Here is a 24,256-nt window from a genome sequence, read left to right on the forward strand (position 1 = left end):
AGCAACGCAATCAGGGACATTTTCGGCACCGTGGCTGCTTTAGCGCTGTTCGAGGCCCGGCCATGACCGCGGGCGACAGCGATCTGCGTCTTCGGCCCGGGCGCATCCGCAGCACCCGCACGCCGAAGCCGAAGAGCTTCATCAACCAGGTACTACGCGCCGCGAAGAAAGCCGGACACACCTCTGGTCAGGCTGCGGCTGGCAGGCGTTCCGCAGCCTATGGGCGCTCGACGTTTGGACGCGGCAGGCTCGCGTTTAGCCGTGGCCGGTTGTTCAGCCCGACACGGCGCGTCGTGGTGAAGGTGCGGGTGGTTCGTCATAAGGGGCGAGCCTTCCGTTCAGCGCCAATGACCGCCCACCTCTCATATCTGAAGCGCGACGGCGTGACCCGGAGCGGTGAGCGGGCCGAGATGTTCGATGCTGGCGGCGACCATGCCGATAGCGCTGCTTTCGCGGAACGGTGCAAGGACGACCGGCATCATTTTCGGTTCATCGTCTCGCCCGAGGACGCTGGCGACATGACCGACCTCAAGGCTTTTACCCGCGATCTCGTCAGGCAGATGGAGACGGATCTCGGCACGCGGCTCGATTGGGTGGCCGTCGATCACTGGAACACGGACAACCCACACGTCCATCTTCTCGTTCGGGGTGTAGATGAGGAAGGGGCGGATCTCGTGATCTCCCGCGACTACATCAGCCAGGGCCTCCGCTCACGCGCCGAGGAACTGGTCGGTATCGAGCTGGGTCCAAAATCGGAGCGCGAGATCCGCAATTCGCTGGAGAGCGAGGTCACGGCGGAACGATGGACGCGGCTCGATCGGGAGATCCAGCTGGCGGCAGATGAGGCCGGCACTATCGACCTTCGCCCGGAGAACCCGGGCCCGTCCGATCCCGAGATCCGGCGCCTGATGGTCGGCCGCCTTCAGCACCTGGAGAAAATGGGGCTTGCCGCATCCGAGCTACCCGGAGAATGGATGGTCGGGCTCGAGGCCGAGCGCAGCTTGCGCGACCTCGGGATGCGCGGCGACATCATCAAGACTATGCACCGCGCCTTCACCGAGCGTGGGGAGCCGCGCGGCATTGCCGACTATGTCATCGAAGGCGGGCAGCCGGCGTCCCAGATCATCGGGCGACTGGTCGATCGTGGATTGCATGACGAATTGACGGGCGAGGCCTATGCCCTGATCGACGGAACAGACGGACGCGCTCATCATGTCCGCTTCCGCGGGATCGAGGCCTTCGAACATGCGCCACCCGTCGGAGGCATCGTTGAAGTCCGTCGCTTCGGTCAAGCCGGCGATCCACGCCCCACCTTGATGCTCGCGATCCGTTCCGATCTCAATCTTGCCGATCAGGTCACTGCAAAAGGGGCCACTTGGCTCGACCATAGACTTGTTGAACGCGACCCCTTGCCGCTCGCGATGGGCGGATTCGGCCGCCAGACCCGCGACGCGATGGAAGCCCGTGCCGAGCATCTGGCCCAGGCAGGTCTGGCACGCCAGCAGGGACAGCGCATCATCCTGCAGCGCGACCTCCTGAACACCTTGCGTCGACGTGAACTGGATGAGGTGGCGGCAAAAATCTCGGCCGGCACCGGCCTGCCTTATGTGAAGGCCGCCTCCGGGGAGCGTGTAGCGGGTACGTATCGAGAGCGGCTGACGCTCGCCTCGGGGCGTTTCGCCATGATCGACAACGGGCTCGGCTTTCAGCTCGTGCCCTGGTCGCGCGAGCTCGACAGGAAACTCGGCCAACACGTCGCCGGCGTTGTGAAAGATGCCGGTGGCATCGAGTGGGGCATTGGTCGCAAGCGCGACCTTGGCCTCTAGGCGTCTCACCAATGCAGTAGCGGAAGGGCGTTCGGGATGTCCGGAACCAAAATCCTCTGGGGGCAGGTAATCGCCGTCGGCTTGATCGTTCTGCTGGCGATCTGGGGAGCCACCGAATGGACGGCGTGGCGGCTCGCCTACCAACCGGAGCTTGGCCGGCCCTGGTTCGAACTGTTAGGTTGGAAAGTCTACTACCCGCCGGTCTTTTTCTGGTGGTGGTTCGTCTACGACGCGTATGCGCCTCAGGTTTTTGTCGAGGGAGCCTTCATCGCGGCGGCGGGGACCTTCATTTCGATCGCGGTGGCGATCGGCATGTCGGTCTGGCGGGCGCGTGAGGCGAAGAACGTTGAGACCTATGGTTCTGCGCGCTGGGCCAACGCGGAGGAGGTCAAAGCCGCCGGGCTTCTCGGTCCCGACGGCGTGGTGCTAGGCGAACTCGACAGCGATTACCTTCGTCATGACGGGCCGGAACACGTGTTGTGTTTCGCACCGACGCGGTCTGGCAAAGGCGTCGGTCTCGTCGTTCCATCTCTGTTGGCTTGGCCCGGTTCAGCCATCGTTCACGACATCAAGGGCGAGAACTGGCAATTGACCGCCGGCTTCCGTTCGCGGCATGGCCGTGTGCTGCTGTTCGACCCGACCAACCCAAAGTCCTCGGCCTACAATCCGCTGCTCGAGGTCCGGCGCGGAGAGTGGGAGGTGCGCGACGTCCAGAACGTGGCCGACGTCCTGGTTGACCCCGAAGGCTCGCTCGACAAACGGAACCATTGGGAGAAGACCAGTCATTCGCTCCTGGTCGGCGCCATCCTTCATGTTCTCTATGCCGAGACGGACAAGACCCTGGCCGGTGTGGCCGCGTTCCTGTCTGACCCCAAACGGCCGATCGAGGCGACGTTGAAGGCAATGATGACCACGCCGCACCTTGGCGAGCAGGAGGCCCATCCCGTGGTCGCCTCGACAGCGAGAGAACTTCTCAACAAGTCCGAAAACGAACGCTCCGGCGTCCTGTCCACCGCGATGTCGTTCCTTGGGCTCTACCGCGATCCCGTCGTGGCCCAGGTGACGTGTCGTTGCGACTGGCGGATCGCGGACCTGATCGCGGATGTCCGCCCGACGACGCTGTACCTCGTGGTGCCTCCCTCGGATATCTCACGGACGAAGCCGCTAATTCGTCTTGTGCTGAATCAGATCGGGCGGCGGCTGACCGAAGACTTGCACGCTCGCGATCGGCGGCACCGAGTCCTGATGTTGCTTGACGAATTTCCGGCATTAGGCCGGCTTGATTTCTTCGAGTCCGCGCTCGCCTTCATGGCGGGGTACGGCATCAAGAGTTTCTTGATCGCGCAGTCGCTGAACCAGATCGAGAAGGCCTACGGGCCAAACAACGCGATCCTGGACAACTGCCACGTCCGGGTCAGCTTTGCGACCAATGACGAGCGGACTGCCAAGCGGGTATCCGACGCACTGGGTACGGCAACTGAGATGCGGGCGATGAAGAACTATGCCGGGCACAGGTTGAACCCTTGGCTGGGGCACCTGATGGTCTCGCGCCAGGAGACGGCAAGGCCGCTGCTGACGCCCGGCGAGGTCATGCAGCTTCCACCGATGGACGAGATCGTCATGGTGGCAGGCACGGCGCCGATCAGAGCTAAGAAAGCCCGCTACTATGAGGATCGGCGGTTTACCGAGCGGATCTTGCCGCCGCCCGATCCGGCGGCATCCGGCCGGTCATCGCGAACGGACGGATGGTCAACACTTGGGACGCTGAAGCCGGCGCCGCCCCCAACCGACAGGGGGCAAGGAGAGGAAGACACGGCGAACAGCGGCCTGCGCCGCGAGCCCGAACTCCCCGATCACGTCGCGATCGCTAAGGAGACGACCGAGCCGACGCCCGCAGAGGAATTTGCCGCCGTGCTTGACGACGACGAGGATGCGGTCCGCCAGTCTGGACTTATGCGTCAGCAGATGCGCGGTGTCGCTCGTCAAATCGCCATGGACCCGAATGACGGCATGGAGCTCTGAGGCGATATGCGCGACCGGATGAACGTCTATTTCCCGCCAGAGCTTCTGAAACAGATCTCGGAGCTTGCCGATCGCAAGAAGCTTTCCCGGTCTGCGATCGTGGAAGCGGCTGTCGCTTCGTTTCTGTCACCGGACGGCGCGGACAGGCGGGAGGCGGCATTTACCCGTCGTCTGGATCGGCTGTCGCGTCAGATGCAGAGGCTGGAGCGCGACGTCGGTCTGACGGCCGAGACCTTGGCTCTCTTCATCCGTTTCTGGCTGACGATCACGCCACCATTGCCCAACGACGCCCAGGCGGCCGCGCAGATGAAGGGAAGGGAGCGCTTCGAAGGATTTGTCGAGGCGCTCGGGCGCCGCTTGCAAAAGGGGCAAAGCTTTTTGCGCGAGATTCCAGAAGACATCCGCCGTCAGGACCCGGCCGACGAAACCTGACTGAGCGTCCTAGATACTGCTATCGCGCTGTCCCTTCTTTTCCTACGCCAGCCCACGACGGCAGCAATTTAGCCGAACTGGCAAAAGCTGGACGCGCTATCGGCTCAAACGAGCTGAGAGCAAAAGGGGCAAGCATGCAAATCTTAATAGCATGGTGTCGTATCGCGTGCGTTTTTCTTCCTTTTGCCGCTGGATACTATCTTTCGTATCTGTTTCGAACGATCAACGCTTTGATCGCCAGTCAACTCAGCTCGGATACCGGGCTTGGGACTGCCGACCTCGGGTTGCTTACGTCAGTCTATTTCCTTGTTTTCGCGGCGGCTCAGATCCCAGTCGGCATATTGTTGGACCGATTTGGTCCGCGTCGCGTCCAGAGTGTTCTGCTCTTGCTCGCAGCAGTGGGCGCCGCACTGTTCGCGGTATCGACCGGCTTCCTGTCACTTTTGATCGCGCGCGCAATGATCGGGGTTGGTGTGGCGGCGGCGCTGACAGCAGGTCTGAAATCCATAATCCTTTGGTTCCCCAGGGAGCGAGTTGCCTTGCTGAACGGCTACATGGTCATGCTGGGCTCGCTAGGAGCGGTGACCGCTACTGCTCCCGTCGAACACCTGCTCGCTTGGATGGGCTGGCGGCAGTTCTTTGAGATCCTGGCAGCCGCTACTGGTGCGATAGCCATTCTCATCTATGTCGTGGTGCCTGAACGAGGCGCTGTCCCATCAACAGCGCGCGCCACCCTTGGCTCCGTTTTCGGCGATCGGCGCTTCTGGCGCATTGCCCCGTTGTCGGCGACTTGCGTTGGATCGGCCTGGTCCCTGCAGGGATTGTGGGCATCGCCGTGGCTGACAGACGTAGAGGGATTTGATCGCGCAAGTCTCGTTAGACAGCTTTTCATGATGTCCATCGTACTTTGCGGCGGCGCTTGGCTGTTCGGTATGACGGTCCATTGCATCAAACGAAAGGGAATCGGGGCTGAGACAATATTGGCGATGGTTGCACTACTGTTTATCGCAGCCGAGTTAGCCTTGATCCTGCGAGCGCCTCTGCCGTCCATCTTGCCATGGTCCGTTGTCGCAATTGTTGGAACAGCGACCGTGGTTAGCTTCGCGGCGATAGCTGATTACTTTCCATCAGAGCTCGCCGGTCGTGCCAACGGTGCCTTGAACGTTCTGCATTTCGGTTGGGCATTTTCGGCTCAATACGCGACAGGCCTGATCCTGGAGCAATGGTCCACGGAGGATGGCCATAGGTCCGTCCTGGCGTATCAAGTTGCGTTCGGACTCAACGTGGCAGTGCAGATCGCGGCGTTCGTTTGGTTCGCGCTACCGTGGCTCCGATCCTTCACCTGGTGGATGGCTTCAATTCCCCTCTTCACGCCGATTTGCGTTTCCGACGTAGTCGAACCGGTCATGTCGTATGAGCAAACTCTCGTACTAATGCCGCCGGATGACGATACGGAGTGGTGAGCCGCGACCCGCAACCTTACGCGTAAGGTTGTCCCGACGAACGCTGACCAGCATTCATTGCGATCGAACTGGGTCATTCGAGCAGGCGTCAAAATATCCGTTCCCAGCCTTTCTTTTCCTACGCCGGGCTACGATCGCTGAAAGCGCTGGTTGCACTACGTCGGTTGGTGGCCTTCTTAATCATCGCCATGAGGACGCTCTTTAGACGTCCTCCTTCGGTGGGGCAGCGATGGCAATCCATTCCTTTCAATCGGAGGCGAATTCGCGCGGTGCGCGAATGCTGCGTAGCGCGCTTGGTGCCGCCATTGCGAGTTACCTGGAAGACGACGCAGTCGTCGAGGTCATGCTCAATCCAGACGGCCGGCTGTGGATCGACCGGCTGTCGAGCGGCCTCATCGATACCGGCGAAACATTGTCTCCGGCGGATGGCGAACGCATCGTTCGTCTGGTGGCACACCATGTAGGCGCGGAGGTGCATGCTGGCTCGCCACGTGTCTCGGCCGAATTACCCGGGACCGGCGAGCGCTTTGAAGGCCTCTTACCCCCAGTCGTTGCCGCTCCTGCCTTCGCTATCCGTAAGCCCGCCGTCGCTGTGTTCACTCTCGACGACTATGTCGCCGCCGGCACTATGACATCGGATCAGGCCAAGGCCCTGAGACGTGCGGTTGCCGCGCGCAAGAACATCCTCGTCGCTGGCGGCACGTCCACGGGAAAGACGACGTTGACCAACGCGCTTTTGGCCGAGGTGGCAAAGACCTCCGATCGGGTCGTGCTGATCGAAGACACCCGCGAGCTTCAGTGCAAGGCGCCCAATCTCGTCGCGCTACGTACCAAGGACGGCGTCGCCACGCTGTCGGACCTCGTCCGCTCATCGCTCCGCCTCCGCCCGGACCGCATCCCGGTCGGTGAGGTCCGCGGTGCTGAAGCGCTCGACTTGCTCAAAGCGTGGGGTACCGGCCATCCCGGCGGCATCGGGACCATCCACGCGGGCACCGCACTCGGCGCGCTGCGGCGGCTCGAGCAACTCATCCAGGAAGCCGTCATCACGGTTCCGCGCGCTCTGATCGCTGAGACCATCAACCTCGTCGCCGTGCTTGCAGGCCGTGGCGCCGATCGTCGCGTCGCCGAACTCGCCCTCGTCAACGGGCTCGGAGCAGCCGGCGACTACAGCCTTTCACAAGCAGGAGACTGACGTGAGTCCGCAATTTCGCTTTCTTCGAGAAGCCGCGTCTCTGGCTGCTTCCGGTACGGTTCTTCTGACGACCGCGCCGGCATGGGCGGCTGGCTCGAACATGCCGTGGGAGCAGCCCCTCAATCAGATCCTGCAATCGGTCGAAGGGCCGGTCGCCAAGATCATCGCCGTCATTATCATCGTCGTCACGGGTTTGACGCTCGCGTTCGGCGATTCGTCCGGCGGCTTCCGCAGGTTGATCCAGATCGTGTTCGGTCTGTCGATCGCGTTTGCTGCCTCAAGTTTCTTCCTGTCGTTCTTCTCGTTCGGCGGCGGCGTGGTGATCTGATGGATGATCCCGTCGCAGGTTTTGTCGTGCCCGTTCACCGTGCCCTGACCGAACCGATCTTGATGGGCGGTGCGCCGCGGTCGGTCGCGATCGTCAACGACACCTTGGCAGCCGCCCTTGGACTTGGACTGCGGCTGTGGATCGCCGGTCTCGTCCTCTGGTTCATCGGCCACATGGCTGCCGTGTGGGCCGCCAAGCGCGATCCCGCCTTCGTCGATGTTGTGCGCCGGCATCTGCGCATTCCCGGTCATCTCAACGTCTGAGCCTCGATCATGATGAATCTCGCCGAATACCGTCATTCCAATGCTCGTCTGGCAGACTTTCTGCCTTGGGCAGCCCTCGTCGACAAGGGAATCATCCTGAACAAGGATGGATCGTTCCAGCGGACGGCAAAGTTCCGGGGACCTGACCTGGACAGCGCAGTCCCGGCTGAACTCGTCGCCGTCGCCGGTCGTCTGAACAACTCGCTGCGTCGCCTCGGATCTGGCTGGGCCGTCTTCGTCGAGGCGCAGCGTCATTTTGCGGGGTCTTACCCACCGAACAGTTTTCCAGACGTCGCGTCGGCGTTGGTGGATGCGGAGCGCAGGGCTCAGTTCGAGGAGGCTGGCGCGCACTACGAGTCCAGCTATTTCCTGACGTTTCTCTATCTGCCGCCGGAGGAGGGCGCTGCCAAGGCGGAGCGGCTGCTCTACGAGGGCCGCGATCGCACGGTTGGTGCAGATGCTCGCGAGGTGCTCCGCGGATTTGTCGATCAAACCAACCGTGTGCTGCAGCTCGTCGAAGGGTTCATGCCCGAATGTGGCTGGCTCGACGATCAGGACACGCTGACCTACCTGCACTCAACGATCTCGACCAAGCGTCATCGCGTTCGCGTGCCCGAAATTCCCATGTACATCGATGCGCTGTTGGCTGACCAGCCGCTGACCGGCGGGCTCGAGCCGATGCTGGGTTCGGCCAATGTGCGGGTTCTGACGATTGTCGGCTTTCCAGGTGCGATGACGCCAGGAATCCTGGACGACCTGAACCGCCTGGCCTTTTCGTATCGCTGGTCGACCCGAGCAATCATGCTCGACAAGACCGATGCGACCAAGCTGCTGACCAAGATCCGCCGCCAGTGGTTCGCGAAGAGAAAGTCCATCGGCGCCATCCTCAAGGAGGTGATGACCAACGAGGCGTCGACACTGCTTGATACCGACGCCCATAACAAAGCTCTCGATGCCGACGCGGCCCTGCAAGAGCTGGGGTCGGACCAAATCGGACAAGCCTTTGTCACGGCGACCATCACGGTGTGGGACCGCGATCCCAATGCTGCCGATGAAAAGCTCCGTCTGGTCGAGAAAATTATTCAAGGCCGCGACTTTACCTGCATGAACGAGACGGTGAATGCCGTCGAAGCCTGGCTCGGCAGCCTGCCGGGGCATGTCTATGCCAATGTGCGGCAACCGCCAGTCTCGACCCTCAACCTCGCTCATATGATTCCGATATCGGCCGTGTGGGCGGGCGAGGCGAGGGACCTGCACTTCAAGGGTCCGCCGCTCCTGTTCGGCAAGACCGAGGGTTCTACACCGTTCCGGTTCTCGCTCCACGTCGGTGACGTCGGCCACACGCTTGTGGTGGGGCCGACGGGTGCCGGCAAGTCGGTGCTGCTGGCGCTGATGGCGTTGCAGTTCCGTCGCTATCCGAATTCTCAGGTCTTTGCGTTCGATTTTGGCGGTTCGATCAGAGCTGCCGCGCTTGCCATGGGCGGTGATTGGCACGATCTCGGCGGCGCGTTGTCTGACGAGGGCGATCAAGCCGTCGCGTTGCAGCCGCTGGCCCGGATCGACGATCCTTCCGAGCGCGGATGGGCGACGGAATGGATCGGGGCGATCCTGGCACGGGAGAAGATCGAGATCACCCCTGAGGTCAAGGATCATCTGTGGTCGGCGCTGACGTCTCTTGCCTCGGCGCCGATGCAGGAACGGACCCTGACGGGCCTGTCTGTCCTGCTGCAATCGAACTCCTTGAAACGTGCTTTGCAGCCCTATTGTCTGGGCGGTCCCTCGGGGCGCCTGCTAGATGCTGAATACGAGCATCTTGGGGAAGGGGCGGTCCAGGCGTTCGAGACCGAAGGGCTGATCGGAACGAGCGCAGCGCCTGCCGTGCTGGCGTATCTGTTCCACCGGATTGGGGACCGTCTCGACGGTCGGCCGACCCTCCTGATTGTCGATGAAGGTTGGCTTGCCCTCGACGACGAGGATTTTGCCGGCCAGCTCCGCGAATGGCTGAAGACGCTCCGGAAAAAGAATGCGTCGGTTATCTTCGCCACCCAGTCGCTTTCGGACATCGACGGGTCCGCGATCGCGCCGGCGATCATCGAAAGCTGCCCGACGCGCGTGTTGTTGCCGAACGAACGGGCAATCGAGCCGCAGATAACCGCAATCTACCGCCGCTTCGGCCTCAACGATCGCCAGATCGAGCTTTTAAGCCGGGCCACGCCGAAGCGCGACTACTACTGCCAGTCCCGCCGGGGCAACCGGATGTTTGAACTTGGCCTTGGCGAGGTTGCACTCGCATTCACCGCAGCCTCTTCCAAGACCGACCAGGCGGCCATCGCGCAGCTCCTCGCCGAACATGGACCTGATGGCTTCGTGCCCGCCTGGCTTCGGCACCGTGGCGTCGAGTGGGCCACAGATCTGATCCCCAATCTCGTCAATCTGGAGAAATCGCAATGAGGCGACTTGGCCTATTGGTGGCCGCTGGCACAGTCGCGCTGGTGCTTGGCCTCCCGGTGCCGGCACGGGCGCAATGGGTCGTCTTTGATCCTAACAATTACGTTCAGAATGTCCTGACCGCCGCGCGAGAGCTTCAGCAGATCAACAATCAGATCACCTCGTTGCAGAACGAGGCGCAAATGCTAATCAATCAGGCGAAGAATCTAGCAAGTCTGCCATATTCGTCGCTGCAGCAACTGCAAGCGTCGATCCAGCGGACCCAGCAATTACTGGCCCAGGCCCAGCGCATCGCCTACGACGTCCAGCAGATTGATCGCGCCTTCTCGACCAGTTACGCGCCCGCGACCAGCAGCCTGTCGAACCAATCGCTGATCTTGAACGCTCAATCGCGGTGGCAGAATTCCTATGCCGCAACGCAAGACGCGCTTCGCGTCCAGGCTGGCGTCGTTGGCAATCTCGACACCAATCGCATCCAGACGACCGCGCTCGTAACGTCAAGCCAAGGTGCTAGCGGCGCTCTGCAGGCAACGCAGGCTGGCAATCAGCTTCTCGCGCTAAATGCGCAGCAACTCGCTGACCTCACCGCTGTCGTGACGGCGCAGGGCAGGGCGCAGAGCCTCGAAGCGGCTCAGCGCGCCTCGGCCCAGGATCAGGGACGAGAGCAACTCAGGCGATTCCTGACGCTAGGACAGGGCTATCAATCCTCCAATGTGCAGATGTTCCACTAATGACTGACGTAAAGGCATTCAAGGCCCTGTCGCTGCTTACGACAATCGGCCTAGTGGCCGTCGCTGCCTGCACAATTCAACTGCGTGGCGGAGATGATTCTCCGCCGGCACGGAAGGTGGAGCAGACGACCGATGCAACCAACTCCGACCTCGCACGCTGCCGTGGCGTCACTCCCGAGGAAACAACGGGTTATCGGCATTGTAAGCGCGTTTGGGACGAAAATCGGCGTCGTTTCCTTGGCAAGAAGGACAGCGCCGCAGCTTCCGGCCACGATGACTCAACCAGTTCGATAGCTGTCTCAAAGGATCAAAGCCGGATCCCGCAGGGATATCCGAACCTTGCGACACCTGAGGCGAGCAAGCCATGACTGGTACGGGAATCATTGACCAGTTTCTGGAAACGTTCACGCGATATATCGACAACGGTTTTGGGCTACTCGGCAGCGATGTCGGATATCTCGCGACGACCCTTGCGGCGATCGACATAACGCTTGCTGCGTTGTTCTGGAGTTGGGGGCCGGACGAAGACATCATCGCGCGCCTCGTCAAGAAGACGCTTTTTGTGGGCGTCTTTGCCTACCTCATAAGCAACTGGAACAGCCTGGCGCGCATCGTCTTCGAGAGTTTTGCTGGTCTTGGACTTAAGGCATCCGGCGCCAGCCTGTCTGCGTCAGACTTCCTGCGACCGGGAAAGATTGCTCAAGTCGGTCTCGACGCCGGCCGGCCGCTGCTTGACTCGATCTCAAATCTGATGGGCTATATCAGTTTCTTCGAGAATTTCGTCCAGATCGTTGTTCTCCTGTTCGCCTGGGTCGTGGTGCTGCTCGCCTTCTTCATTCTTGCGATCCAGCTCTTCGTCACCCTGATCGAGTTCAAGCTTACGACGCTCGCCGGCTTTGTGCTCATTCCCTTCGGCTTGTTTGGCAAAACCGCCTTCGCGGCCGAGCGTGTCTTGGGCAACGTCATATCATCCGGAATCAAGGTTCTGGTCCTGGCTGTCATCGTCGGCATCGGCTCGACTCTTTTCTCGCAGTTCACCTCTGGCTTTGCTGGCGGCCAGCCGACAATCGAAGACGCGATGACGCTGGTCCTCGCCGCGCTCTCGTTGTTGGGCCTCGGCATCTTCGGGCCGGGAATCGCAAATGGCCTCGTATCCGGTGGACCTCAGCTCGGCGCCGGCGCGGCGATCGGCACGGGACTTGCGGCGGGCGGTGTTGTTGCGGCCGGCGCGGCCCTTGCTGCGGGCGGTGCAGGTCTCGCCGGCGGCGCGATCGCGGGTGCCACGCGCGGTGGTGGTGCCGTCTTAAGTGGCGCATCCGCAGCCTATCGAAGTGGCGGCCTTGCTGGCGCTGCGGAATCTGGCGCGTCGGTGGTCATGAGCCCGTTGCGTCGCGCAGTGGCAACATTGGGCGGAGGCGGGCGTGCGGGCGAGCAGGCCGCCGGCACTTCGGCCGAAGGGCAGCCCGATTGGGCGCGGCGCATGAAGCGAGCCGAAACTATTCGGCATGGTGCATCGGCTGCTGGCCACGCGGTGCGCTCTGGCGATCACGGCGGCAGCGGCTCCTCCGTCGACTTGTCGGAAGGAGAGCGCTGACCCAGCCGAGTCTTCACTCTCCCCACCTGCTGCCGCGACGTCTCACACCCGGCCATCTCACGAATTAAAAAGCCTACTAGGGGCCATCATCAATGTTCAAACGACCTTCCGTTCACTACGGGCGCATGCCCGAGCCGGTCACGCCTTATCAGAAGGCTGCACAGGTTTGGGACGAGCGCATTGGATCTGCGCGCGTCCAGGCCAAGAACTGGCGATTTATGGCATTCGGCTGCTTAATGCTATCTGCCGGCCTCGCCAGCGGGCTAGTTTGGCAATCGGCGCAAGGAACGATCACGCCGTGGGTGGTGGAAGTTGATCGGCTGGGCCAGGCCCAACGAGTTGCGCCAGCCAACATAGACTATCAACCCACCGACGCCCAGATCGCCTACCACCTGGCGCGTTTTATCGAGGACGTCAGAGGCCTCCCGGCCGACGGCATCGTCCTCCGTCAGAACTGGCTCCGGGCGTATGAGTTTACGACTGATCGCGGGGCGGCCGCGCTCAACGACTTTGCGCGCAACAACGATCCGTTTGCCAAGCTCGGTAAGGCGCAGATCTCCGTCGACGTCTCGAGCGTCATTCGCGCATCGTCGGAAAGCTTTCGTGTTGCCTGGACCGAGCGCACCTACGACAACGGCTCGCTGAGCTCGACCGAGCGCTGGACTGCAATTCTCACCATCGTGATCGAAACGCCCCGGGACGCCGAGCGCCTGCGTAAGAATCCTCTCGGCGTCTACGTCCGCGCCATCAACTGGTCGAAGGAGTTGAGTCAGTGACCAAGATGAAGTCCGACGTTCATTCGAAGCATCATTGCGCAAATTCTGGGCTCAATTCGGCTTGGCCCGAGTTCGTGAGCGCGAAGCCTGCATTTCTGTCTGCTCTTTTGCTTTGTTCGTCGGCGCTTGCTGGGTGCGCGACCTACATACCGCCGGAGATCAGGTATGACGCTGAAGTGCCTCCGTTGCCGGCTCTTCCAGTGGCCCTCGACGACAGGTCGCGACCGCTTCACATTCCACCGCTTTGGAAGCCGGTCCTCGGCGGCAAGCCGGGAGGGAAGGAAGATGCTGAACCCGCGAGACGGGTTGAGACCGCAAACAGCGCAGCACGGGTCGAACCGCGCAAGCGGGGGTATTTCAACGCGGCACAGATCTACGCCTATAGTCCCGGAGCGCTCTATCAGATTTACGCAGCGCCCGGGCAGATCACGGACATCGCGCTGGAGGAAGGGGAGCAGTTGACGGGGGCAGGGCCGATCGCGGCCGGAGATACCGTACGCTGGGTCGTGGGGGATACCGAGAGCGGGAGTGGCGACACGCGGCGCGTCCACATTTTGGTTAAGCCGACCCGAGCTTCGATCGAGACCAATCTCGTCGTCAATACCGACCGGCGCACGTACCTAATCGAGCTCCGCTCCCGAGAGCGGCCATACATGCCGTCTGTTGCCTGGTACTATCCAGAAACTACGCGGGAAAGATCGCGCTCGGTCGTTCTGAAGCCCGTTATTCCGGAGCCGGCGCAGCGCATCTCCCGCTATGCCATCGAAGGGGACAGTCCTCCCTGGCGGCCGCTCACTGCATACGATGATGGCCGCAAGGTCTATGTTGAATTCCCGCAAGGAATTGTTCAAGGGGAGATGCCACCGCTCTTTGTCATCGGCCCAGATGGCAAGACCGAACTCGTCAACTATCGCGCCTACGGCAACGTGTTGATCGTCGACCGGCTGTTTGCAGCCGCAGAACTTCGGCTCGGCGGTGAGCACCAGCAGAAGGTCAGGATTGTCAGGACCGACGGGAGGCCGTCGTCATGAACACGCGGAGGGGAGACGATCACGAGTCATCAGCGCCGCCAGAGAGACAAGAGGAGCAGTCCAAGAGCTTCCGCTTGAGAGCAGAGCATCCGCGGGTGACGCGGTTGTCGCGTAAAGTCCTAGCCGGAGGGAGCGCAGTGGCCCTGCTTGTCATCGGTGGAGCGGTCCTGTGGTCGCTGCAGAATGAGCATCCCGGTGGACAGGCAACCGAAGAGCTTTATAGCACCGACCATCACAATGTTGCCGACGGCATTACGACGCTGCCTAAGGACTATGGCGGAGTTCCGCGCCAGTCGATTCCGCAGCTTGGTCCACCGCTACCCGGGGACCTCGGTCGACCGATCCTTGCTGCTCAAGGCCAGTTACCCACGACCGGCGCTGATCAGGACCAGCAGCGCCGGGATCAAGAGACCGAAGCAGCCCGCATCAGCCATTTGTTCGCTTCGACCAATGGACGAGGAGTAGGTCCGAACGCCACGTCTCTTGGAGGCGAGCGCGTCGTACCGTCAAACGCCACGAGCGCCGGGGACGATGGATCTGCGCAGAATGGACAGGACCGCAAGCTTGCCTTCGTCAACGCGTCCGTGGACCGTCGCACGGTCAGTCCTGACCGTGTCACGAGGCCAGCTTCACCATATATCGTGCAGGCCGGGACCGTCATTCCGGGAGCCCTGATCACCGGGATCCGATCGGATCTGCCAGGCCAAATTACGGCCCAAGTCACGGAGAATGTGTTTGACACGCCGACCGGCCGGTTTCTGCTTGTGCCTCAGGGAGCGCGTCTGATCGGGATCTACGATAGCCAGGTTACTTTCGGCCAGTCTCGCGTCCTGCTCGTCTGGACACGGCTGATCATGCCCAATGGACGTTCCATCGTCCTCGAGCGGCAGACTGGCGCTGACACCGCCGGATATTCAGGCCTCGAAGATCAGGTCGACAATCATTGGGGCGAGTTGTTCAAGGCTGCGGCACTGTCGACGTTTCTGGCGGTCGGGACTGAATTGGGTGCCGGCTCGGACACCAACAGCAACGACAGCGCCATTATCCAGGCATTGCGGCACGGCGCCTCGGACTCGCTGAACCAAGCCGGGCAGCAGGTGGTTCGGCGCAGTCTCAATATCCAGCCCACGCTGACCGTGCGCCCCGGTTTCCCGGTTCGCGTTCTCGTCAATCGTGACCTCGTACTTGCGCCTTACGGAGGATAGGGGATGTCCAAGCTGAGAATAGGGGCGCTGCAAGACGATAAGCCGGTCAAGATCACTACTGAGCTTACAGCGTCAGTCCATCGGGATCTCATCGCCTATGCGGAGGCCGTGGCAAGCGAAAGCGGGCAGAGCATCGATCCCGTGAAACTGATCGCGCCCATGCTTGCGCGCTTCATGGCGACAGATAGAGGGTTCAAGAAGGCGAGGAGAACTCAAGCAAAGAAAGTTCAGGTCTTAGGGGAGTAAGTTTCCTTGAGCAGCCCGAGGAGTTGCTGCAATGCTGGGTTCTCATTGTCCGTCCGCCACTCTGCTGAAAAGCTCACGGAGCTTGCGGTCGACTCGCTGCGGAGCTCTTTAAACGTCAGCCCGGCAACCCGCAGATCTACTTCCGATTCCAACACTAGGCTAACGCCCCGTCCTAGGGCGACTAGGCCCGCAATGACGCCAATTCCAACGTTGTAGCGCTCGATTGCAGGTAAGCATTCCGAAGCAACAAGCGATAAAGGAAAACCTTCAGCCTCGGAGCAGGGACTATGCCGGCTCAACAGAATGGTGTCCAGGCAAAGATCTTCGAAATAAACTGCTGCACGGTTCGCCAGCGCGTGGCCTTCAGGCAGCCAAACGAAGATTCTTTCGCTCCAAAGCGGCAGCACTTCGGTCTCTGGCGACGGCCTCATTCCCGATCGCACAATAACATCAAGTTTCCGGCTTCGGAGCGTCTCCACAAGCAGATCTCGTGGCTGCTCCTCGAGTGACCAGCGTAGATGGTGAAATCGCTTCGTGAATTCGGTCAGCGTCGCTCGAGCAACCCTCGCCGGAACCGAGGTGCAGAAGCCAATGGAAACGCGGTCAGCTCCGTCAGGATCATTCTTGGCGATCTCGACAAGAGCATCGAGATGCTCGAAGACCAATCGAGCTGTCTGAAGAACCTTTTGCGCCGCTTTCGTTGGCCTGACGCCGCTGCTCGTTCTTTCGAACAGAGAGATACCGATTGTGTGTTCAAGTTCACGAATCGAGCGGCTCATCGCAGAATGCCGCACTGAAAGGAGGTCAGCCGCCCTCCGAATGCTTCCACAATCATTCGCTGCAAGAATAAATTGAAGCTGCCTGAGAGTCGGAGTGGGCATTCGGCGCGCCTCCTTGCCTGGGCCATGGCTTTCTGCATGCGAATTCTGATGGCAAAAAAGCCGAGGGCCATCTTCGAAAGACGGACGGGGGGTGGATAGACTAGCGGTGATCTTGCAAGACTGGAGCCCAAAGGGAGGGTTCGTTGAGCTCTCCGGCGCTCCTGATTGCGATAAGGACCTCGTGCGAGATGCCGAGGTACCCAGCAACGGCTGTCGTGTTTCCGATAAGATGCGGAACGCCTATGCGACGGAGCGGCCAACCGGCGCGACGCAAAATCCTCTCCATCCGGACATCGGTGACCGTAACAATGTCGGTCAGGCCGCGTGAAAGACCGAATTCGATCATGCCGGCAAATAATTCATAAGTGGCCCGCGCTATCTTGTGCTTGCCTTTTGGCGCGTCAGGCCGCGTTTCGATCGCGAACCGACTACTCTCCCACAACTGCGGATGCTGGGGAGCAGTCGCATCTCCAAGAAGCATGGGAAACTTGTCGCGCAGCATGGTAGGGCCAAGGGTGGGCAGCAGCCTGACGGAGCCTTGCACCTCACCCTCGTCGGTCAATTGGGCGAGATACGCGGGTTGCAATGCATCGAAACTGTCGACCTCGAGGCCGGCGTCCGTCTCAACTGCCCAGTTCAGGCGCTCTTTGAATACGCGGAACCGCAATCTATGCATAGACTTCAGCGTCTTGCTGAATTGCGCATAGGACGATCCGGTTATGAGACGTATCATGGCCCCTCCCAAACATGACAACACCTCCATAGGAAAACCGCGCTGGAGAGGCATTACCTGTAGTTGTGGGAGTGGTCGCGCCTCAATTTTGCTTCGGTGATTTTGCAGCCGGTTAGCGCGCAGTGCTTCTTGTTACCGTTCGCACCTTCGAAAAGCCGCTTCCCCCGAGTGCGCGGACCAGCGGCGGCATATCTCTGGTGCGCTGAAATTGTCCCCGTTGGCGCCTAGCTCCGAGAACGGCCGGGTAGATGCATCGTATCTTGAGCGCGATTCACCCGACGGGTTTGAGGCGGAAATCCCTCGGCAGGCCCCGGTAAACAAGCATGTAAGGCGATCGAGGCGATAGCGAGGAAAACCCTCTTACGCAACGCTCCACAGATGACATAAACGTGCTGATCGCTTGTTAAGCGTGTGTTTCGGCATGGAATAAGGACCCCGTATTCGGGGTAATCGGCATCCAATCGGGACCCCGGGACAAGGGTCCACAGTGGCTTCCATCGAGTCATGGAAGCCGAGGTTGGGATGCTGGTGGTGGAGACGATTGGTAAGATCCGTCGCGCCTACTTTGTTGATGGTCGTCCGATCAAGGCGATCTGCCGAGAACTTGGCGTATCGCGGAAGGTGGTTCGCAAGGTCATTCGTTCTCAAGCGACGGAGTTCCGGTATGAGCGCGAGACGCAGCCGCTCCCGAAGATGGGTGCCTGGAGTGCCGAGCTTGACCGGTTGCTGGCAGGGAATGAGAGCAAGTCGGCGCGGGAACGGCTGACGCTGATCCGTATATTCGAAGAGCTTCGCGGCCTCGGTTATGTCGGCGGCTATGATGCGGTTCGTCGATACGCACGACGGTGGAGCAAGGAACGCGGCACCTCGACAGCGTCGGCGTATGTGCCGCTGAGCTTTGCACCAGGCGAAGCCTACCAGTTCGACTGGAGCCACGAGGTCGTCCTGCTGAGCGGCACCACAGTGATGGTGAAGGCTGCTCATGTCCGGCTCTGTCACAGCCGCATGCTGTTCGTGCGGGCCTATCCGCGAGAGACGCAGGAGATGGTGTTCGACGCCCACGACCGGGCGTTCGCCCTGTTCAAAGGCACCTGCACCCGCGGCATCTACGACAACATGAAGACCGCCGTAGAGACGATCTTCGTCGGTAAAGGCCGTCTCTACAATCGCCGCTTCCTGCAGATGTGCAGCTACTATCTGGTCGATCCGGTCGCCTGCACGCCGGCGTCGGGCTGGGAGAAGGGGCAGGTCGAGAACCAGGTCGGGCTGGTCCGCGAACGCTTCTTCACCCCGCGGCTGCGCTTCAAGAACCTCGACGAGTTAAACGCCTGGCTGCTCGACAAATGCATCGCCTACGCCAAGGCTCATCGCCATCCGGAGCTGACCGATCAGACGATCTGGGACGTGTTCGAAGCCGAGCGCCCCAAACTCGTTCCCTATGCCGGCCGCTTCGACGGCTTCCATGCGGTGACGGCATCGGTCTCGAAGACCTGCCTGGTGCGCTTCGACAACAACAAGTACTCCGTCGCAGCCAGCGCAGTCGGACGACCGGTCGAGGTTCAAGCCTATGCCGATCGTATCGTGATCCGTCAGGATGGGCGCATCGTTGCCGAGCACCCGCGATCCTTTGGCCGCGGCGATACCGTCTACGACCCCTGGCATTATGTGCCGGTGCTCGCCCGCAAACCCGGCGCCTTGCGCAACGGTGCTCCCTTCAAAGACTGGGTGCTGCCGGCTGCGATCGAGCGGATCCGGCGCAAGCTTGCCAGCACCGACGATGGCAATCGGCAGATGGTCGACATCCTCAACGCGGTGCTGACTGACGGTCTGCCCGCGGTGGAAGCGGCCTGTGCCGAAGCGCTCGGTCATGGCGTCCATTCCGCCGATGTCGTTCTCAATATCCTGGCCCGTCAACGTGAACCCGCCCCACCGGCCAACATCATGACGCCGGCCGCACTGACACTCCGTCATGCACCGATCGCCGATTGTGCCCGCTACGACAACCTCCGGAGGACCATCTGATGGAACGAACCCAAATCTTCGACCTCATGGGCGAACTCAAGCTCTACGGCATGAAGGCTGCCTTCGACGAGATCATGGCAACTGCCGTCAAGCGCCAGCACGAACCCCAGCGCATTGTCGGCGACCTGCTCAACGCCGAGATCAACGAGAAGCAAGCCCGCTCGATCAAATACCAGCTCACCATTGCCAAGCTGCCGCTTGCCAAGGACATCGCGGACTTCCAGTTCGACGGCACGCCGATCAATCAAACTCTCGTCAATGATCTCGCTGGCGGCGGCTTTATCGCCCAGCAACGCAACGTCGTGCTGGTTGGCGGCACCGGCACAGGCAAGACCCATCTGGCCATCGCCATTGCCAGAAGTTGCATCCGCGATGGTGCTAGAGGACGCTTCTACAACGTCGTCGATCTCGTCAACCGGCTCGAGACCGAGACCCGCAACGGACGGCAGGGACGGCTCGCTGAGCATCTGACCCGCATGGACTTCATCGTTCTCGACGAGCTGGGCTATCTGCCGTTCGCGCAATCGGGCGGTCAGCTCCTGTTCCATCTCATCAGCCGGCTCTACGAGCGCACCTCCATCATTGTCACCACCAATCTTGCGTTCGGCGAATGGCCCAGCGTGTTCGGCGATGCCAAAATGACCACCGCGCTACTCGACCGATTGACCCATCACTGCGACATCGTTGAGACCGGCAACGACAGTTGGCGCTTCAAAAGCCGCGACGATGTTCAAACAACCCGCGCTCGCGCCGTCTCCGCAACCCCGACCAGCTCCGACGACCCGAGCGCTACCAGCAGAGCGCGCCGATCAAAGGGGTCCCTTTTGGATGCCGATAGGGGGTCCCAGTCGAACGCCGATTGACAGTTAAGCGACCGCGTCACGCTTGTGCTGTTCGCGCCCTCTCTGGATGTCATCGTCGTGGCGTTCGCCCCCGAATTGGCCGAGGACCTGCTGGATGCTGTTCAAGCGCAAGCTGCACGAGAAGACGAAATGATGAAGAGCATCGCCTCCGGCACCTACAAGGGCTCCTACGGCAACTGACTATCATCTGTCCACGATGCCGGACTCCCGATTCGTGAACTGTAGCTGCTTCTGTGAGCGAAAGGCGGTTAGCCCAATCGCGACCTCCGCCTGAGCTCGGAGAGTCCGTAGAGCCGCAACCGAGTTCACCTTGAAGTCCATGTCTTGATTGGTACCGGATATCGAACCCATACTGCCGTTGGAATTTACATCTTTCGCCTGCTGTCGATAGTGAACCTCACGGCCGCTTCGCCCATCAAGGTGCGGCCTCTCTCAAACCTAGATCAAAGTTTGCAAGCGATGAGAGCCGCACACTGTGGAGACTAGGCATGTCCGGAAATCCTAAGAGGGCCGCCGTCGAGGACCGTGAAGTTAGCGGGCTCTTCGCTGGTCTCGACACTCCTTGCGTCTCCGACGCGCTGGACAAGTTGGGACTGCACGGTCAGGCTCTCGGCATTCGTCCGCTGGCGGACTACCCGAATGTTATCGTCGGTCCCGCCTTTACAGTAAAATATGTACCCGCGGCGTCGCCGGCCGGTACGGTGGGCGATTTCATCGATGACGTCGCGGAGGGCGACATTATCGTGATTGACAATGAGGGGCGGACGGACTGCACGGTGTGGGGCGATATCATGACCCAGTACGCGGGTATTCGGGGCATCGCAGGAACAGTTATCAATGGCGTCTGCCGGGACGTGAACCGCGCACTTACCGACGGCTATCCGATCTTTAGTGTCGGCCGATTCATGCGCACAGGTAAGGACCGGGTTCAGATCGATGGCCTAAATGGTGCCGTGTCGGTCGGGACCGTGCGGGTCGTCTCACGAGACATCGTCGTTGCCGACGCAAATGGGGTCGTGATTGTCCCACGAGACCGCGCGCGTGATGTCGCCAACACCGCGCGCGCGATCGAGAAGAGCGAGAGCGCGATTCGCGAGCGGATCGAGCAAGGGGCCACGATAGGCGAGGCGCGGGCTGCGCTGGGTTATCATACACTTCAGAGAAAGGCGTAAATGGCTGGTCTAGTTCCGAGCTGCACTGGCCGAGAGCGACACTTGAAATGCTCAACTAGGCCTCAACAGAGTTTTCGTGGCAGGTCAGCCGGGTCATCTACGAGATCATGGAACGCTTAGTAGCAAGGCCAGCTCCAGAGGCTGCTCGGCTGCGTCATGAGCCGCGTCACATGCTCTCGAGAACTGAACAGAACTCTCGTGGGGGAAGCTGCCTCGGGAGCATTTGCCTGTAGTTGCAGAGTGATCTCGCCTCATCTTTGCTCATCCGATTTTGCAGCGGCGAGGCGCAGTGCTGCCTGCATCACCGTGCGCACCTTCAACTTCCTCTTGGCGCTTTCCAGATAAGACGCGACCGTGTTACGGGACAGCCCGAGAATCGCGCCGATTTCCCAGGCGCTCTTACCAAGCGACGCCCATTCCAGACATTCGATTTCCCTTTTGGACAAGGTCACACCGCAAAACGATCGTTCACTCACCAGGTTGCGATGAACGTGAGCGTGAAAGTAGAAGGCGATTAGCTGAAGGACCCCAGAGTAGGAGCTGACCCGGCTGGCGAAGCAATTTCGCTGGTCACAGGCGAATGTCAGCGTCGCCACGAGGCGATGGCCCTCATGGACGGGGACCGTGTAGCCGACACAAATCCCGTGGGATGCGGCTTCTTCAAAGAACCGGTGCACGCTGGCTGTCCTACCCGTCGGCGCAAAGTCTATGCCCCAGTGAAACGGTTCAGGTCGACGCAGCGCCCTGAGGATGACGGGATCGATCTCTTTATAATTGTGCTCGAGGTAATGCGCAGTCCACCTTTTTGGATAAGTCGAGATGAGTCGTGGCTTGGTATGCGCGCCGTGCGGCAAGGTGAGATATGCAAAGCATGGTAACTCGAGAGCACACGAGGCTGCCGTCATTGCACTGACGAAATCTTCGTCAGTGCGCGCATTCCAGAGTTGGTCAATAAACCTATTGAAAGTCCGGTGCATTGTTGTTTCAGGCACTTACTTGGGCGGCAGGCCGCAGTTGTCTGCTCACAGACCAACTTGCATCACGGACGAAAAGATTGTGCGGTGACCAGCAAATTCATACTTGATAATTTCGAAATTGCCAGCTATACCGAAAATGTTGACGGTCGATGCGTCTGGGGCGCAGTCCACCGGCGGCGGCGTGATTGGCGGAGGCCTGTCACTGCTCCCCCTTGGGGGTTCCTCCCTGACTTGGCGCGTAAGCCAACCCCGTCGCCTGCAATCGGCGACGGGGCTTTTCTGCGCTTGGCAAAATAGCATCTCGCCCCCTGTCTCATGCCAGGCGATCTGAACTGAGTTGCGATCCGCTATCGCGTTCGTGCTGTCGCTCCGACGGCGGCTCATTCACCGGATCCGACTGATCCCATGTTCACGAAACAAGACAGTCCAAATAACTTGTTATTTCGAAATTATCAGATATATCGGCCGAATTGGACGGCGATAGAGCAGTCTTGGTGCGGTCCGAAGATCTTGGAAGCACGATAGCGAGAGGAAGTAGTATGGCGACAATGAACTGCGGGCGAGCTCTCACCGCTGGCCGGCTGTCGCATTTCATCGGCGGCCAATTCGTGGATGGAGGTGGTTTGACGCTGGAGAACATCAATCCAGCGACCGCCGACCTCGTGAATGTCGTGCCCGTGGCCGACTCTGTTGTTGTCGACGATGCGGTCACCGCTGCAAGGCGCGCTCTTGAGGGTCCTTGGCGCCGGATGAGTGAACAAGAGCGAGCGTGCGTCCTGCGCAAGGTGGCTGACGGGATTCTGCGCCGCTTTGACGAATTCGTACGAGCTGAGGTACTTGATACCGGGAAGCCGGCAAGCCTTGCCGCCCACATCGACATTCCGCGCAGTGCAGCGAACTTCAACAGCTTCGCAGATCAGATTCTCACATTATCGACGGAATCGTTCCGTACCGCAACGCCGGATGGCGCTGGCGCGTTGAACTATGCGATCCGCGTGCCACGAGGCGTCATTGCTGTTGTCTGCCCCTGGAACCTGCCGCTCCTGCTTCTCACCTGGAAGGTTGCGCCGGCGCTCGCGTGCGGGAATGCCGTCGTGGTCAAGCCGTCCGAGGAAACGCCGACGACAGCTACGTTGCTGGGCGAAGTCATGCATGAAGCAGGGGTGCCGCCGGGAGTCTACAATGTCGTTCATGGATTGGGGCAGGATAGCGCGGGTGAATATCTGACCCGCCACCCAAAGGTGGACGGAATCACGTTCACGGGAGAGACAAAGACCGGGGTTGCGATCATGAAGGCGGCGGCAGAGGGCGTTCGGCCGGTGTCACTTGAGCTCGGCGGAAAGAACGCTGCTGTCGTGTTCGCGGACTGCGATCTAGACCGCGCGATCGAAGGCGTTACCAGGTCGGTTTTTGCGAACTGCGGCCAAGTTTGCCTCGGGACCGAGCGCGTGTATGTCGAGCGTCCGATCTTCGATGAGTTTCTCGCCAAGCTCACGGGTGCTGGTGCAGCTCTCAGAATGGGAGATCCGTTCGATAAAGCCACGACGATGGGGCCGCTCATCAGCAAATCGCACCGCGATAAGGTCCTGTCATATTACGAGCGCGCGAAAGCTGAAGGCGCAAATGTGATCCTGGGTGGTGGCATGCCGGAGCTGCCGTCACGCTTTAATTCCGGCTTCTTTATCGAGCCGACCATCTGGACGGGCCTTCGGGAAGACGCCGTTGTCCTGCGCGAAGAAGTCTTTGGTCCCTGCTGCCATATCGCTCCTTTCGATCATGAGGAGGCGGTGATTATGGCGGCCAATAACAGTCCTTACGGACTGGCGACGTCGATCTGGACAGAAAACTTAGCGCGAGCTCACCGCGTCGCTGCCCGGATCGAGGTGGGCATCGCCTGGGTAAACTGCTGGTTCTTGCGGGATCTTCGAACGCCCTTTGGGGGATCCAAGCAATCAGGAATCGGTCGCGAGGGCGGCGTCCATTCGATGGAGTTCTACACTGATCTCCGCAACGTGTGTGTCAAACTTTAATGGATCGGCGCATCCAGTAAT

Annotated in this window: 22 protein-coding genes and 1 pseudogene; 20 read left to right on the forward strand and 3 right to left on the reverse strand. The window is 60.6% G+C overall.

Annotation, left to right across the window (positions count from 1 at the left end; all coding sequences use genetic code 11):
* Positions 1–62: 62 nt before the first annotated feature.
* From QA642_RS16110 to QA642_RS16180, 15 genes are all read left to right on the forward strand, one after another.
* The gene (locus QA642_RS16110; RefSeq protein WP_283085519.1) at positions 63–1,826 is read left to right on the forward strand and encodes a DUF3363 domain-containing protein; all 1,764 of its coding nucleotides are present in this window, start codon (positions 63–65) and stop codon (positions 1,824–1,826) included.
* 36 nt (positions 1,827–1,862) lie between these two features.
* Entirely contained in the window at positions 1,863–3,848 is a 1,986-nt protein-coding gene (locus QA642_RS16115) for a conjugal transfer protein TraG (RefSeq protein WP_283085520.1), read from the forward strand.
* Positions 3,849–3,854: 6 nt separating this feature from the next.
* On the forward strand, positions 3,855–4,280 hold the full coding sequence (locus QA642_RS16120) for a CopG family transcriptional regulator (protein WP_283085521.1): 426 nt from the start codon (positions 3,855–3,857) through the stop codon (positions 4,278–4,280).
* A gap of 134 nt (positions 4,281–4,414) precedes the next feature.
* The gene (locus tag QA642_RS16125; protein ID WP_283085522.1) at positions 4,415–5,743 is read left to right on the forward strand and encodes an MFS transporter; all 1,329 of its coding nucleotides are present in this window, start codon (positions 4,415–4,417) and stop codon (positions 5,741–5,743) included.
* A 277-nt stretch (positions 5,744–6,020) separates the two neighbouring features.
* Complete coding sequence (gene trbB / locus QA642_RS16130) at positions 6,021–6,935, forward strand: P-type conjugative transfer ATPase TrbB (RefSeq protein WP_283085523.1); 915 nt, start codon at positions 6,021–6,023, stop codon at positions 6,933–6,935.
* 40 nt (positions 6,936–6,975) lie between these two features.
* Positions 6,976–7,263 carry a TrbC/VirB2 family protein gene (locus tag QA642_RS16135; RefSeq protein ID WP_283086904.1) on the forward strand — a complete coding sequence of 96 codons (288 nt, stop codon included), beginning with the start codon at positions 6,976–6,978 and terminating at the stop codon, positions 7,261–7,263.
* Entirely contained in the window at positions 7,263–7,526 is a 264-nt protein-coding gene (locus tag QA642_RS16140; protein ID WP_283085524.1) for a VirB3 family type IV secretion system protein, read from the forward strand. Before QA642_RS16135 ends, QA642_RS16140 begins: the two co-directional genes overlap by 1 nt.
* 9 nt (positions 7,527–7,535) lie before the next feature.
* On the forward strand, positions 7,536–9,977 hold the full coding sequence (gene trbE, locus QA642_RS16145) for a conjugal transfer protein TrbE (RefSeq protein ID WP_283085525.1): 2,442 nt from the start codon (positions 7,536–7,538) through the stop codon (positions 9,975–9,977).
* On the forward strand, positions 9,974–10,705 hold the full coding sequence (gene trbJ / locus QA642_RS16150; protein ID WP_283085526.1) for a P-type conjugative transfer protein TrbJ: 732 nt from the start codon (positions 9,974–9,976) through the stop codon (positions 10,703–10,705). The genes trbE and trbJ overlap by 4 nt, the downstream gene beginning before the upstream one ends.
* Positions 10,705–11,073 (forward strand): putative entry exclusion protein TrbK-alt, encoded by a 369-nt coding sequence (trbK-alt, locus tag QA642_RS16155; RefSeq protein WP_283085527.1) that lies wholly within the window; start codon positions 10,705–10,707, stop codon positions 11,071–11,073. Before trbJ ends, trbK-alt begins: the two co-directional genes overlap by 1 nt.
* Complete coding sequence (gene trbL, locus QA642_RS16160) at positions 11,070–12,299, forward strand: P-type conjugative transfer protein TrbL (protein WP_283085528.1); 1,230 nt, start codon at positions 11,070–11,072, stop codon at positions 12,297–12,299. Before trbK-alt ends, trbL begins: the two co-directional genes overlap by 4 nt.
* A 92-nt stretch (positions 12,300–12,391) precedes the next feature.
* On the forward strand, positions 12,392–13,075 hold the full coding sequence (gene trbF / locus QA642_RS16165; RefSeq protein ID WP_283085529.1) for a conjugal transfer protein TrbF: 684 nt from the start codon (positions 12,392–12,394) through the stop codon (positions 13,073–13,075).
* 5 nt (positions 13,076–13,080) lie between these two features.
* Positions 13,081–14,106 (forward strand): P-type conjugative transfer protein TrbG, encoded by a 1,026-nt coding sequence (gene trbG / locus QA642_RS16170; protein WP_283086905.1) that lies wholly within the window; start codon positions 13,081–13,083, stop codon positions 14,104–14,106.
* Positions 14,103–15,311, forward strand: a complete 1,209-nt coding sequence (locus QA642_RS16175; RefSeq protein WP_283085530.1) for a TrbI/VirB10 family protein — start codon at positions 14,103–14,105, stop codon at positions 15,309–15,311. The genes trbG and QA642_RS16175 overlap by 4 nt, the downstream gene beginning before the upstream one ends.
* Before the next feature lie 3 nt (positions 15,312–15,314).
* Positions 15,315–15,557: a DUF2274 domain-containing protein gene (locus QA642_RS16180; protein ID WP_283085531.1), complete on the forward strand. Its 243-nt coding sequence runs from the start codon at positions 15,315–15,317 to the stop codon at positions 15,555–15,557.
* Here QA642_RS16180 and QA642_RS16185 read toward each other — a convergent pair.
* Complete coding sequence (locus QA642_RS16185) at positions 15,539–16,438, reverse strand: LysR family transcriptional regulator (protein WP_283085532.1); 900 nt, start codon at positions 16,436–16,438, stop codon at positions 15,539–15,541. The two genes, QA642_RS16180 and QA642_RS16185, sit on opposite strands and share 19 nt — an antisense overlap.
* A gap of 100 nt (positions 16,439–16,538) precedes the next feature.
* Complete coding sequence (locus QA642_RS16190) at positions 16,539–17,171, reverse strand: acyl-homoserine-lactone synthase (RefSeq protein WP_283085533.1); 633 nt, start codon at positions 17,169–17,171, stop codon at positions 16,539–16,541.
* 522 nt (positions 17,172–17,693) lie between these two features.
* On the opposite strand from QA642_RS16190, the pseudogene istA reads away from it, so the two are divergent.
* The 4 genes and pseudogenes from istA to QA642_RS16210 all read left to right on the forward strand — a co-directional run.
* Positions 17,694–19,184: pseudogene (gene istA / locus QA642_RS16195) on the forward strand (IS21 family transposase); the annotation flags it as partial.
* 8 nt (positions 19,185–19,192) lie between these two features.
* A complete protein-coding gene (gene istB, locus QA642_RS16200) occupies positions 19,193–20,056 on the forward strand; it encodes an IS21-like element helper ATPase IstB (protein WP_166107168.1) in 864 nt (287 codons plus the stop codon).
* 24 nt (positions 20,057–20,080) lie between these two features.
* The gene (locus QA642_RS16205; RefSeq protein ID WP_283085534.1) at positions 20,081–20,236 is read left to right on the forward strand and encodes a hypothetical protein; all 156 of its coding nucleotides are present in this window, start codon (positions 20,081–20,083) and stop codon (positions 20,234–20,236) included.
* 308 nt (positions 20,237–20,544) lie between these two features.
* The gene (locus QA642_RS16210) at positions 20,545–21,228 is read left to right on the forward strand and encodes an RraA family protein (RefSeq protein WP_283085535.1); all 684 of its coding nucleotides are present in this window, start codon (positions 20,545–20,547) and stop codon (positions 21,226–21,228) included.
* 251 nt (positions 21,229–21,479) lie between these two features.
* Here QA642_RS16210 and QA642_RS16215 read toward each other — a convergent pair whose 3' ends face one another.
* The gene (locus tag QA642_RS16215; protein WP_349253846.1) at positions 21,480–22,205 is read right to left on the reverse strand and encodes a LuxR family transcriptional regulator; all 726 of its coding nucleotides are present in this window, start codon (positions 22,203–22,205) and stop codon (positions 21,480–21,482) included.
* A gap of 539 nt (positions 22,206–22,744) precedes the next feature.
* Between QA642_RS16215 and QA642_RS16220 the strand changes: the two genes are divergently transcribed.
* Positions 22,745–24,235: a 2-hydroxymuconic semialdehyde dehydrogenase gene (locus QA642_RS16220; protein WP_283085536.1), complete on the forward strand. Its 1,491-nt coding sequence runs from the start codon at positions 22,745–22,747 to the stop codon at positions 24,233–24,235.
* Positions 24,236–24,256: the final 21 nt, after the last annotated feature.

It is taken from the genome of Bradyrhizobium sp. CB2312, assembly GCF_029714425.1.
In the GTDB taxonomy this organism is placed as follows: Bacteria; Pseudomonadota; Alphaproteobacteria; order Rhizobiales; family Xanthobacteraceae; genus Bradyrhizobium.